Annotated in this window: 11 protein-coding genes; 3 read left to right on the plus strand and 8 right to left on the minus strand. The window is 55.8% G+C overall.

From position 1 onward, the window contains the following. The first annotated feature begins 60 nt into the window (after positions 1–60). The 3 genes from ACFSNN_RS27345 (at position 61) to ACFSNN_RS27355 (ending at position 5,011) form a co-directional block, all read left to right on the plus strand. A complete protein-coding gene (locus ACFSNN_RS27345) occupies positions 61–1,554 on the plus strand; it encodes a hypothetical protein (RefSeq protein ID WP_134465159.1) in 1,494 nt (497 codons plus the stop codon). Positions 1,555–1,872: 318 nt separating this feature from the next. Continuing rightward, a complete protein-coding gene (locus tag ACFSNN_RS27350) occupies positions 1,873–3,600 on the plus strand; it encodes an ATP-dependent nuclease (RefSeq protein WP_134465158.1) in 1,728 nt (575 codons plus the stop codon). Further along, the gene (locus ACFSNN_RS27355; RefSeq protein ID WP_134465636.1) at positions 3,590–5,011 is read left to right on the plus strand and encodes a UvrD-helicase domain-containing protein; all 1,422 of its coding nucleotides are present in this window, start codon (positions 3,590–3,592) and stop codon (positions 5,009–5,011) included. Before ACFSNN_RS27350 ends, ACFSNN_RS27355 begins: the two co-directional genes overlap by 11 nt. A gap of 197 nt (positions 5,012–5,208) precedes the next feature. Here the strand turns inward: ACFSNN_RS27355 and ACFSNN_RS27360 are convergent, their stop codons facing one another. The 8 genes from ACFSNN_RS27360 to ACFSNN_RS27395 all read right to left on the minus strand — a co-directional run bounded on the left by ACFSNN_RS27360 (position 5,209) and on the right by ACFSNN_RS27395 (position 12,674). Further along, the gene (locus ACFSNN_RS27360; RefSeq protein WP_134465157.1) at positions 5,209–5,778 is read right to left on the minus strand and encodes a hypothetical protein; all 570 of its coding nucleotides are present in this window, start codon (positions 5,776–5,778) and stop codon (positions 5,209–5,211) included. A gap of 212 nt (positions 5,779–5,990) precedes the next feature. Then, positions 5,991–6,635, minus strand: coding sequence for a hypothetical protein (locus ACFSNN_RS27365; RefSeq protein WP_134465156.1), 645 nt, complete (start codon positions 6,633–6,635; stop codon positions 5,991–5,993). 519 nt (positions 6,636–7,154) lie between these two features. Beyond that, positions 7,155–8,285: a hypothetical protein gene (locus tag ACFSNN_RS27370; RefSeq protein WP_134465155.1), complete on the minus strand. Its 1,131-nt coding sequence runs from the start codon at positions 8,283–8,285 to the stop codon at positions 7,155–7,157. Positions 8,286–8,372: 87 nt separating this feature from the next. After that, entirely contained in the window at positions 8,373–8,951 is a 579-nt protein-coding gene (locus ACFSNN_RS27375; RefSeq protein WP_134465154.1) for a hypothetical protein, read from the minus strand. 244 nt (positions 8,952–9,195) lie between these two features. After that, complete coding sequence (locus ACFSNN_RS27380; RefSeq protein ID WP_134465153.1) at positions 9,196–9,846, minus strand: hypothetical protein; 651 nt, start codon at positions 9,844–9,846, stop codon at positions 9,196–9,198. Positions 9,847–9,873: 27 nt separating this feature from the next. After that, complete coding sequence (locus ACFSNN_RS27385) at positions 9,874–10,425, minus strand: hypothetical protein (RefSeq protein WP_134465152.1); 552 nt, start codon at positions 10,423–10,425, stop codon at positions 9,874–9,876. 971 nt (positions 10,426–11,396) lie between these two features. Beyond that, positions 11,397–11,960: a hypothetical protein gene (locus ACFSNN_RS27390; RefSeq protein ID WP_134465151.1), complete on the minus strand. Its 564-nt coding sequence runs from the start codon at positions 11,958–11,960 to the stop codon at positions 11,397–11,399. Between the two features lie 159 nt (positions 11,961–12,119). Then, positions 12,120–12,674 carry a hypothetical protein gene (locus tag ACFSNN_RS27395; protein ID WP_134465150.1) on the minus strand — a complete coding sequence of 185 codons (555 nt, stop codon included), beginning with the start codon at positions 12,672–12,674 and terminating at the stop codon, positions 12,120–12,122. Positions 12,675–13,079 lie beyond the last annotated feature (405 nt).

Consider the following 13,079-nt stretch of genomic DNA (forward strand, 5'->3'; position numbering starts at 1 on the left):
CCACTCATATAAGATAGATCGAGCAAGGTGGGCCGAACAGCAAAGGGGGCCAACAATTCCGTGGATATCGATGCGAAAATTCAGAAGAAATTTGCTGGACTATGGTGGCGAGCTCGCACTCTTCCGAGCTTAAGCGATCTTGATGCAAAAACGATTGCAAGTTGGGCGCGGGATGCTGGGCTGAACGTACTCGAGGCTGTAGAGCATAACGTTGGTTTGTTCCGACCGACGCAGGCCATTGTTTTGACCGTCGAAGGAGGCATCGCCTACTTTCCAAAGGTTTCTGCCACCGACGACCCCGTATGGCTCGCGAACAGGAACGCGTTCCTGCGTGTTGCAGCGCTGTGGGAAAAGATGGAGTGGTTCGCCCCTCTCTGGGTGCCGAAAGGTAAAATCGATGCTCTGCTGGCGTCCGTTGAACATTGCTCAAAGGAACAGGCAGTATCGAATTTCGACTACCACACGTCTACGATCTACGTCCTATCATTCCAAGCGGTTTGTATCGCACAGTTTATTCCGAAGTCGCGAAGCCTCGCTGCCTTCGCTCCTATCGCTCGCGAGGCGTATCTCGCTTTCTACGCTGGCCACAGAGCTTCAAGCATTGCTGCGCTCATACCTGTCATGGAGGGGGCTCTTCGGCGAATGTCCGAGAGAGAGGGGAAAGTGCCAATCCCGGACCAGATTGACCTAATCATCGACGGTGCGTGCGCACTCGCTGCTAGCATGCATTTTGACAGGAACTGGGTTCCAGACGAATATCGCTGCGAGGAATACCTTTACGGCCAGGATGAACGGATCTTTATGTTCGCGACCTTCCGCCAATGGCTCAAGAGGATGTTCTTTCAACAGACTGGCGAATATGACGGAATAACGTGGCTCAACCGACACCTGTTCGCCCACGGCGCTTCAACTGAATGGAGTAATGACGGAAATTTTCGTCGGTTGGTTGTTGCTCTGGCTACGTTGGGAGCCATCGAATCCTGGCACGACGGAACCAATAGCGTCCCGCTGCTCTTTCCCGAGATGAACGACGATAGCCGCCTTCTTTGGCAGCAGGCTCAACTCCAGGCCAACGCTCAGATGGTGCTTAAGCTTGTCGAGCAGAATAACTATCAAAAATATGGTCAACTTGTCCCGCCCATGCCGACTGACAATGGCGTAACGCTCCGGAAAGCAGTCCTGACTGAAGAGTGCATCAAGGATTTGGTGCGCCCATTGCGGGATGCAGGTTGGAGCGTTAATGTCACCGAGCCCGACGAGCACGCGCTATACATGAAGGTCGTAGCCGAGAGCGGAGACACGGCGCTGCGCGTGGCGTTTCTGTACAGCTGCGGAACTGAAAACCAGCTCTATCGCGAGCTGGCTGGATGCTCTGATGTGATTCTTTATCGCGGGTCACCTTACAAGCAAGACGCATATGCCTATGGCATAGACGTGCACGTAGGCCCGGTTACCGGTTGGCAACCACCTGTTGCACCTGCTCGCCAGAAGAGGCATTTCCTGGCGATTTGTAAGGAGGGTTTTCGCTCGACCCTTCGTCGCCTGGGTGGTTAAAGTGGAGGTTGCGTCGGTCGTAGAGGCTCTCAGCGCGAACTCGCATGCGCAGGCGAAGTTTTTTTCGGAGCCATAGTCCTTGGGTGGCTCCCAGATCCCCAGCTTGTTCTCGCGAGTGACAAGGCTTCGGTAACCGCCGTGACAAACGCCGGGGGACAGTAGGCAACGACGGCTCGAGAAAAAAGCGATGCGCCGAACCCGGAAGCTGGCGCTTATACAGCGACGCGAACAACACGACTCAGCGTATGATGCTTACGGTAGCCGCTAGGCCTTGCTCGCCGGTTAGGAGCCGGATTCCAACATACCAAGAGGTCAGTGGTGGCGCGCATACGTCGACTTGAAATCCAGAACTTTCGCACGATCCAATCGCTGGAGTGGGCACCCTCGGCCGGAATCAACTGCCTCGTTGGCCCAGGCGATGGCGGGAAGTCGACCATCCTCGACGCTATTGACCTTTGTCTTGGCGCGCGACGAAGTGCTGCTTTCGGCGATACCGATTTCCGTGGACTGGACGTCAACCGGCCGATCGTCATTTCAGTCACGTTGGGGGCGTTGCCCGATGCGCTGCTGAATCTCGATGCTTATGGGGACTACCTGCGCGGTTTCGACGCTGCGACAGGTCAGGTTGAAGATGAGCCTCGCGCCGGTACAGAGACCGTTGTGACGCTGCAGTTGAAGGTGACGAGCGACCTCGAACCTGTATGGTTGTTGTACTCACTGCGTGCGGAGCAGCAGGGGCTCGAGAGGGGCTTGCCCTGGAAGGAGCGCATAGCGCTCGCGCCAGCACGCATCGGCAATTTCGCTAACAATAACCTTTCGTGGACTCGGGGTTCTGTACTGAACCGCCTCACCGAAGAGCGTGCCAATCTTGGTGGTGAGTTGGCTCGCGCGGCGCGAGACGCACGCGCGAGCTTCGGGAATGAGGCCGGTGCGCCACTCGCCGGGGCACTCCGGATTGTGACCAAGGTTGCTTCCGACCTCGGGGTTCCCGTAGGAGAATCAGCAAAGGCTCTGTTAGACGCGCATTCGGTTTCTATCGGAGACGGCGCAATTGCACTGCACAACGCGGTAGGCGTCCCTTTGCGGTCGTTGGGAACAGGTTCCGCACGCCTGCTTGTCGCGGGCCTTCAGCGTGCAGCTTCGGAGACCGCAACTATCGGGCTGGTCGATGAAGTCGAATACGGACTGGAGCCTCATCGCCTGGTCCGATTTCTGGACTCACTCGGTGCAAAGGAGCCTAAACCTCCGCTCCAGGTTTTCATGACGAGTCATTCACCGGTCGCCATTCGGGAGCTTTCCGGCGACCAGGTGTTTGTGATTCGAGCCGGAGCGGATCGTCATGTCGTTCACAAAGTCGGAGTGGACAACGACATTCAAAGTACTCTGCGCGCTGATCCTGAGGCATTTTTTGCCAGGTCTGTGATCGTTTGCGAGGGCGCGAGCGAGGTGGGCCTTGCGCGGGGCCTTGACCAGCATTGGGTCGGTCACGGAGCAACGTCATTCTTTGCTCTGGGTGGTGCGTACGTGGACGTGGGTGGCAGCAATCCCGACAGATGCTTCACGCGGGGAGCGGCGCTCCTGCGACTAGGCTACCGGGTGCTCGTGCTTGTGGATGCGGACAAGCCGCCGACCGCAGAGGTAGCTGCAGCATTCCACGCAGCAGGTGGCCAATCGCTTACCTGGCGTGCCGGCCGCGCACTCGAGGACGAACTCTTCTGTAGTCTCGGAGACGATGCAATCGATGCCCTGTTAGCGAAGGCATGCGAGGTGATGGGAAGAGATTTGGTTTCCGAGCACATCGCATCCAAGTCGGAGGGTCGTCATACGCTGGCGACGGTCGAAGCTGCCCCCCTGCTTGAGGGCTACACGGATGAAATCAGGGCGATGCTAGGCAGGGCCTCCCGAATTCGCGGGAGCGGGTGGTTCAAGTCCGTTTCGACCTTCCAGGAAATCGCGAGGGACATTGTTGGGCCACACCTGCCGACGGCCGATGCCGGATTTCAAGCCATCATTGAGCAGCTTCGCGCCTGGACCCATGCCGCCTGAACTTGACCTTTTCGCCTTTGGCAGGGGCTCTGTCACAGCACCAGCAGGTTGTGGGAAGACTCAGCTTATAGCGGACACCCTAGGCGTTCATGACGGCGCCAAGCCCATTCTCATACTCACGCACACCAACGCCGGCGCCGCCGCTCTGCGTATGCGGCTGCAGCGTGCTCGTGTTCCGGGCTCGGTTTACCGCCTCTCGACCTTGGACGGGTTTGCGATGCGGCTCATCGGCAGTTTTCCGCTTCGAAGCGGACACGACCCACGCATTCTCGAAATCGGCGACGCCCGGAACGACTACCCAACCATACGGGCCGCTGCCTTGCAGCTCTTGCTGGCTGGGCACGTTAGCGACGCGCTGCGAGCAACTTACTTACGCTTGATCGTCGACGAGTACCAAGACTGCAGTGTAGTTCAGCATGCCATCGTCGACGCAATGGCGACTGTTTTGCCCACCGCTGTGCTTGGCGATCCCATGCAGGCCATCTTTGGCTTCGCAGGCAACCAGCTTGTCCATTGGCAGACTGGCGTTGAAGACCGATTTCCCGCTGTCGGTGCACTCGATACACCTTGGCGCTGGCGCAACGCAGACACTGAGCCACTAGGCCTCTGGCTCCTCGATACTCGCGCCCAGCTGCAAGCTGGACACGGTTTGGACCTGCGGGAAGCGCCACGCGAGGTTCAATGGGTGCAGCTAAACGCCGCGAACGCAATCCAGCAGCGCCGTGCTGCCGCGCAAACCCGGCTGGTTGACCGAGAAGAGACCGTGCTTGTCATTGGAGACGCCCGCAACCCGCAAGGCAGGCATCAACTGACCAGTCAGACGCCTGGGGCAACCTCAGTCGAGGCCGTTGATCTCGGGGATCTAGTCGGCTTTGCACGGCGATTCGACCTCGGCGCGGTCGATGCGCTCCCCCAGCTCGTACGTTTTGCGGCAGACGTCGTGACGCAGGTTAACGCGACGACTCTCTTGGCTCGCGTTGAGACCGTTCGCCAGGGGCGAGCGCGCACGCCTCCAACTCCCGCCGAAAGAGCAGCAGTCACGTTTGTAGCTGCGCCAAGCCTTGGTGCAGCACTAGAGCTGCTCCAGCGGTTGGAGGAGCAACCGAATGCCCGTGTGTTTCGCCCTGAGATGCTGCACTGTTTAAAGTCCGCCATGCGAGCTGTTGTGGCGGGAGGCGGGACGCTGCAAGACGCAGCCCTTCACGCTCGCGAGCGGAATCGCCAGCTTGGACGCCCCGTCTCGCGTCGGGCGGTGGGAAGTACTCTACTCCTGAAAGGGTTGGAGGCGGACGTTGCTGTTATCCTTCACCCAGAGTTGATGGACACGCGTAACCTCTATGTGGCGCTTACCCGAGGTGCCCGCCGACTGATCGTGTGTTCAGCTACCCCTGTCCTTGATCCCGCCGGTTGATCGCCCGTATGGCAATGATTCCCCTTAGCCGCTCCGACTAATCGCGCGCGCTGCCGCGTAGACGTAGGCGGCGTTTTCCTATGGCGTTAGTCGGTGGGGAATCGGACGGAAAGCATGCAGCTCTGCTGGAGTTGCAAGACGAAGAAGCGGAGGGATGTCCCCTCCGCAGGAGAAAAAACGGTTTTCCACTGCAAGCGCTAGCCTGTTGTTTGGACCACTGTGAAATAGCTTAGAACCTCAATCACACCGGAATCCGCTCCAGTGACTTCGTCAGCTTTACCATTCGCGTTCCGATCCACCTCACGCCTGTGACCGTCTGCGACGGACGAAGCGAGCCAAAGGCGCTCCTCGGTTTCCTCTGTATAGGGATAGTGACAAAGGTCGACTCTATCCTTAAACATCCAGAATATTGTGAGTCGACCGAAGTCCAGCGGCTGTGCTTCGTTGAGTGCGTGCGCGTTCACCGCAACCCGGTCTTTGGCGAGAAGCGCACATGCCACGGGCACACCCTCGAGAGTGGTGCGTACCTGTTCATTGATAGGCGCCGCCGAATAGTCAATAGCCTCAGAGACGAGTGCCGGCAGCACGATGACGACGCAACGTTCTTTTGTATCGACCAACTTATCGAAAACGTCTGAAATCTCGACTACATATGAAGTCGGAGTCCCTTCGCCAAGCGTATGCTGTCGAGTTGATTTAACGAATTCGGCGTTTGCGTTCAGCGAGAGAAACCTCCCATCGAGTGTGCGAAATTCAACTTTTTGCATGGTGTTTGTCCTGAATATTCTGGAGCGCAGGGTGGTCCGGCTTGCCCTGACACGATGTATAGCGACTTCGGGTCAACTTTCGGTGATTCCCGACGCCTCACCGTGGCACTGTTGATCGAGCCGAGCCCGAGCTCGGTGGAAGTCTGTGCCTGCTGTCGACCCGTCAGAGCCAGGCGTGAGCCACCGTCAGAGTCGCGTCCAAAATGGTCAGGTCACACAGTCAAGGGCGCGGTACGGTCGACGATGGCTCCTGGTATCGACGCAATGGCCGACGTGACGCCGCCTGTCAAAAGGAGGCATGTCCGCCGGTAGGCGATTTCCACATCGGGAAGCACGCTGATGACAGCATGTACAGCGTTGCCGGATTTCATCATGGACAGCGCGGAGCGAACGAACGCGTCACTTCCACGGCCAATTTGATTTCGATACTGCTCGAACGTGCTGCGGCTTTGGGGCACTCCACACGCTTGAAACCACGGCTCTGCCGGTGACAAAAACGCAAATCCAAGCCTGCCGGCTTTCTTTGCCTCGTCGATTACTGACCAAAATTCGGGGTCAACGGGGTCGGCCAACCATACGAACTGGGAGTGGCCCAGTTGCAGGCTCAATGCCAGGAGGTAGCAGTTGTCGCCTTGGACCGTTGCAATATGCAACCGCGATTGACCGCCAACTGCAGAAGCTTTGAATCTTTCCGGATCCACTGCAGTGGTGACGACCGGCGACTGAGCAGGCATCTCCGCCGCATCTTCGAAAAGCTTCGCGAAAGCGCGCGCATAACTAAGCGGTGCACCATATATCGGCATGGAATAGCTATTCAGCCCCGTTCCCGAGTTCGGTTGGTGTTCGGTTTTCGACATCGCTCCCTCTTAAAATCAGGCCGTTGATTAACTTGGTCGAATCTTAGTGTATTTGATTTGTTCGCGCAACGGACAAATATATATATGAATCAACGATTTGTTATCAATTCACGCGATTTTTAAAAACGGACAGAAGTGTTATAAATTCAATTTTGTATTTTCAATTTGACGGAAAAATTGTTATTTTCAATGGAGTGTCGATAAGATTGCTTGGATATCAAAAAGGGACATAAATTTCAGTGGCCGGCGAGGCGACATGCTGTGTCGCGATTGTTCATGAGTGAATGGTCCATGGGACCGAAAGTACCTGGCGCGTAACCTCCAATGTCGAAGGCTCGACGTCGCTGCTGACCAGAGGTCGGTCAGATCACCGACATCTCGGTGGACACATACTTCACGCTGGGGGGCAGTCTGACGCGACATTGTGCGGCAACGTCTCGATCTTCTGCGTTGGGCTCGGAGTATGCGTGGCCTGACTCGAGCGCGGAGCAAAAGGCTGCGCTTATTCAGATTCTTGGTCTAGGTCGGGCCGATATCGAAGCGGAGATCCGACAGCGCCGAAAGTCGATGAGCCAGCGCGGCGCTGCTGCTGACAGGAAAACGAGTTAGATCCTCGAGAAACCGGTTCACATAGACGTGACGGGGGAGTCTGTCGCGGCGCAAGCTGTCCACGCGTTGCTCAAATGGCATGCCGTGGCCGACGTCAGTCTCCCAGCCCATCTGGAAGTTCGTGACCTCGGCATAAAAGCTTTCCGAAAATGCGAACGGCTGGAACGGATGCGTTGCTAGCACGGTCTCTACGCTGGAGACATACATTATCGGCAGCTGCGCGCGTAGCCTGCCAAACAGTCTTTCGCGCAGTGCCTCATAGTCGAATAGGACACGTCCGCGCTCCAGACCAACCATGAGCGGAATCGAAATCGGTCCGTCGCCATCGGCAACGACGAGTTCCCGGTGGGTGGTTCGGCCATCCTGGCAGTGAAATATCCATGATGCGTCGGACTTGGCTTCCAGTGGCACAACGACGGCGACCTGCTCGTGGATATATTCCTGCAGTGATTGCGGCGCATCGTCGCGCGCGACGAGGAAGCACGTGTCCGGCCGGGCGGTTTTTGCTAACAGGCGTGCCGCCTGAAGCATCGGCGAGAGCTCCGGGACCATATATCGTTGAACTTGGGGCGCATGCTTGACCGCGCATCCGTCGACCTCGTTGAGTGAGCGAGAGCTGGTGAGCAGAATCGTAGCGTCGTTGATGGCGTCCTCGACGGCCTCTCCACTCCAGCGAGGAAGGGCGCGTTGGACGGCTTCCCGCACGTTCCTGCGCTTGCCTAGCTCGTCGATGTCGCGCTCCTTCAGTTTGCATTCGGCCTGTGTAAGATATCCCGAGAGTTCGTCGTGCCGCTGCGCAAGCAAGAGGAAGCGCCCGAGACGATGTCCGAAGAGATCGGCAGAGCCCGACCCGGAAAGTTCGGCAGACCAGTCCGGATGGTCTTCCATCAACCACGAGAGAAACGTATCAACGTCAACTCGGGGATTTTGATAGTCACCATTCTGGTTAAGCAGCTTGTCGAGGAGCACAACGGCGTGGCGCAGGCCACTCTGAATGAGCGTCTCAACTGTGTCGTTCGGACAGTGCAGGGGCCTGAGCATCTTTTTTGGTTATCTTGGAAGTGTGTTGGGTGCAGCAGTGGCAACTCAGCCGGCTGCTGTCGAAACTCGGAAATTCTGTACTTTCGATTACCCCAACTCTGGTATTGCCGTACTCTTCGTCTCATGAGGCGTAACTGTTATCGCTCTTCTGGCGACAAGCGGGACATCAAACGGACCTTGTGCCGTTTCCTCGAGCGGCTCATCATCAAAAAAGTGACGCGACTGCGCGCTCATTTCATGCACCCAAATTTCCTCTCGTAGTTCCTCCGTGACAGGGATAAGGTCGAGCGATGCATTGTCATCAAATAGGTATAGCACGAGGTATCTATCGCCACGCAACTCGTCGGATTGCAGCGAAACGTTCCCCCCGCGCATCCGAAGATATGCATCACCTTTTCCATCATTTCGTTCTCTCAGAACGACTGCTGAGGGAGACTCAGTCGTCGGTGGAATTTCCGTAGAGAGCATTCCCGGAAGGGGTACAACGACGCATAATTCGCCGGTCATCAGTTCGGAACGGACGAAAATGTCTCGCGTATTCGTTCTATACGATGATGGCTCGCCGGCGTGATGGCAGTCCTCGAAAATAAGGTCCGCGAGTTCGCGATTGAGGTCGTCCTGGCCGAGGCTCAGGGTAGTGATTGTGGATTTGGCGACAGAGTTCATCGACTATTCAGTGTGTGGTGTTGTACCTGTCTTCCATCATCAATCGTTGTTCGACGATGACGAGAGTGCGAGGTGTATATTGAAAATGTGGTTGGTCTACTTCGTGTAGGGTCGGTTTTTATTGGCTCGGCGACTCGCGTATTGCGCAGCGGAAGAGGGGATTCTCGGGCGTTCTATGCTTTTAAATTCGGTGTTTGGCCTCAGCGAGCGCGCTTTGCCGAAGTTTCAGAAGTCCGCTTCGAATCTACGCCAGAATGAGACTTCCAACCGTACCGGGCTTCGCGGTCTCCAGACCGCTGATGTACCTGAATATGCGTTTGGTCGTCAAAATATTGACCTGAACTTCCGTAAGGGCAATTCCATCCAGGTCGCTTGTCGTTGTCCGTTCGATGGACCTTGTGGCAATCAATCTGCGAGCAAAGTCGAGGAATTTTGCGGAATTGTCCTCCGCTCCTTCTCGCCGGCACGTATCGATTTGACTGTTCCCGCTATGGGACCGATGTACACAGCATCGAACACCGTCGCGCCCAGAGTAGATGTCGCCTCGCTCGAAAAATGCAACGTGAATCCACTCGCTCGCTCGCCACGCCTGAATGGCCCACCAGACGCCGGGGTCGCATGAGGCAGCCAACCAATAGTTCTGAATGGGTCCAAGCTGCTGCCGAATCGCGACGATATCCACGTCGGGGCCGGGTAAGCAATAAACGCCGAAGCTGGCGCGTCCCATTGCCATGGCTGCATCGATACGCTCGATATCGAAGTTTGCCGTGAGAACTGGAGTTGTCGGCGCTCCTGTCGGAGGTGCACCGAACCGTTCGCCGTAGGTCTGGGGCGGCATCAGAATTCCGTACCTTTCACCCGGAGCCGGTGAATCTTGAATCGTCGAAGCTTGCATGTCTTTGGCCGCGCGTCGCATGTATGGTTAAAGAACAAGCGTGTTCAGATTGTCCGTAGATGGAGTCGCGCCGAGGGGGGTGAACTCAGTCAGGTTAACAGTCTCGAATACCCCCATGTGATTAGCCTCTGCCGCAACCTTCTTCCAAGCCTGTTGTTCTTCCGGCGTAAGGCATTTGTGGTCGTCCTCAATGGCGTTCGATTTTGTCATCTGCTCGAATACATCATCAGAAATGTAGTACCGCGAAACTACTGGGATATCATCAAAGAGCCATAGAACATTCAGGGCATCGTAGAGACTGGCACCGGCCCAATGTGGAGCCATGTGAGTCAACGCAACTTCGTCGTGTGCAAACATCAGGCAGGCAATGCGGTCGCCGTTGAGTCTGGGGTGGACCGCGCTGTAGACGTACTGCTCCTCATAGTCGAATTCGGCGGAATCCACGCCGATGAGTGGAACGACAACAATGTTGTCAGCAACTGCTGCCGAATCTGAAAGTACGGAATCTGATGGCACGACATAGGCTGCCAGTGATTCACGATTCATCGCGTCGTTTTGGATTTTGCGAAGAACTTCCATATTGAAATCATAGATTTCGATTTCGAGTGCGGCTGACCGGAAGCTAGGGCGAAGTTCCTTTCTACTCATATTCGGCGTATAAAAGCGATTTGTATGGGCATCAAAACTCGATGCGTTATCTGGATGTGATGCAGTAAATGTCGTGACTGCTCCCTCTGCATCTCGTTGAAATTAATCTTAATGTTGTCTTCAGGGGTTTGCAATAAGTTCCGAAAAATATCCAATTATTTATACGAGCATAACGTTTAAAAAGTTATACGTCGAAAATATCCTAAGCGTAATCAGGTAGTTTAAGGAGGTCACAGGTGTGATTGGTCTAAAATTAGAATGCCGCGTGTGACGAAGCGGTCTTTGCGAGCCTTCGAGAGATTGTCTTGAGGGCTGTTCGCGCCCTGAGCGCCCACCGAGCCAGAGCACCGCAGTAATCGGTATGCGCCGAGGCTGTCTTCTATCCGGAAACCGGGGCGGGAGCCAGTCGGGCGGGGGCGATGAATCCAGCTGCTTTCGTGGCCGTGGCGGAAAAGCTGTTTGTTTGAGAGAGCCTCCTCAACGAGCTTTGAGAAAAGTTCAACACCGAGCACGATCCGCTAGCTCAAGGGCAGTGCTTCTTATCTCAACAAGCGTCGGATTGCGGGCCGAATGAACGTCAGAGGGGGCCGATTAAGAAGGCGCTGCAAAGTCATCGTAAGGCGCAGGCGCGCAGCAAATATGCGCCGAGACGACTGGTCAAGGAATGGAGCAGGGAAGCCAGAATCGCGCCTCGAAATCGGCAGGGCAACTCAGGGGCGAGCATAGGCGACGCAGACGAAGATGATCCGCAGTACCCAGGGCAAGAGTGAGCATAGTCTGGCCTACTGCCGCTATCTGGCAGGCACCGTATCCAGGTGGAATGAATTGTTGAGCGAGGAAATAGATGAAGAAGCGGAGGGCGTTGCCCTCCGCTGATGGACAATGTGTTTTGGCGCGACCCGCTAGCCTGCCGTTTCGATAAACGTGAAGCAGCTGAGCACTTCAATCACGCCTGCGTCGGCATCCACGTCGATATTCGCCTCCGCTCGGTAGTCTGTTTCGTGCCGGTGACCATCGGCGACAGACGACACGAGCCAAAGCCGCCGCTCTGTGTCATCGTCATACGGATAGTGACGCATCGTTATTCTGTCCTTAAACACCCAAAGTACAGTGAGCCGCCCCGAAATCATTGGTTGGGCCTCGTTGAGCGCGTGCGCGTTCACCGCAACCTGGTTGTTGGCGAAGAGCGCGCATGCCACCGGGCTTCCTTTTGGGGTCACGCGTACCTGCTCATTGATATGCGCGACTGAGAGGTCGATAGCCTCGGACGCAAGCCCCGGCAAGACCAAGACGAGACAACGTTCGTCGGTCTCGACCATCTGACCGAGGACATCCGAGACGGTAGCAACGTATGAAGTCGGTGTGCCTTCGCCTAGAGTATGCTGTCGGACCGACTCAACGAATTCGGCGTTGACGGTTAGCAGCAGAGCGTCGCCGTCGAGCGTGTGAAATTCAATATCCTGCATGCAATTGTCCTGATTAATTTGCAAGTTGGCGTGTGTCAGAACTGGCCTGACGAAACGTATAGCGACGGGGCGACGTTATGCATCAAATGAAATCCTGTCATTCCGGTAAACGCGTTTCCACGCAAGGTCGCAAGCGCCTCGTTTTGGGTCGTAGCCTGATTAGACGGTCATGCTTTCCATTTTTTCACGGATGTAGCGAATCGCTTTCACGCCGTCGAGCTCAAGGTACCTGAGGTGTGTCGATTCACCGGCGCTACGAAGATGGCTGTGAAGCAGGTTGTACACTTCTTCGTCGTCATTCGATGCCAACCCCTGCGACTGTGAAGCCAGCCAAAGAGCACAAAATTCATCGAACTGCTTCGTGCGAATCGAGTTGATCAGGTCTTCGTGAAACGACCCGCATCCCCATTGCTCCCATGACAAGACCAGGGCGCCCATATACGCCGGGTCTTGATTCTGCAACGCAGCAACGAAACGTTCGGCATCAACATGGAACCAGAACCTAGTCGCCGGCACAAATGCTCGCTCAATCGCTTCAGTGAAATGACTCGGCAGTACCCTCGACGGATGAAGGTGAAGCGGAATCGCCAGCTTCGCGAGCTCCGCCTCAGCTATGAGTTCTACTTGTGCTTGAGTAGTCGATGCGGTTCCCAACATCGGACCGGAGGATTGCTCAAGTGAGGTGCCGAAAAACTGGATTTGCTCGTTGTTCATAGCTGGGCTGTATAAATTCGTCGAAGGGCGGACCGTAAATTCATCTACGTCGTCGCCGACGTGCAACTCACGGATTCAATGAGAGGAAATTTAATACATCGGATTCGAGAGAGTCAACGTATAAATTTCCCCGCTTGTGATTAATCGTGCGTGAGTTTTCGTATGCCATTGATTCAGTTTTGTTTTTCGCTGTCGGTATAAAACTTAATGCCAAAATGAGAAAAAGATTCGGTGGTATGCTGATTCGACATTCTCGCCGGGAGGGGCGAAAATAATATGGGGTGCGATTAAATCGAGACACCGGATTGGTCGACGGAGACTGAGACAGGTCCTGTGAGTTTCACTCCTGTTCGCGCGGCAGCGGCTGAGATGAGACTGCGGCGAGTCCGCCGACGGGAGCGTTGC

The sequence above is a fragment of the Paraburkholderia dipogonis genome, from assembly GCF_042680985.1.
Classification (GTDB): Bacteria; Pseudomonadota; Gammaproteobacteria; order Burkholderiales; family Burkholderiaceae; genus Paraburkholderia; species Paraburkholderia phytofirmans.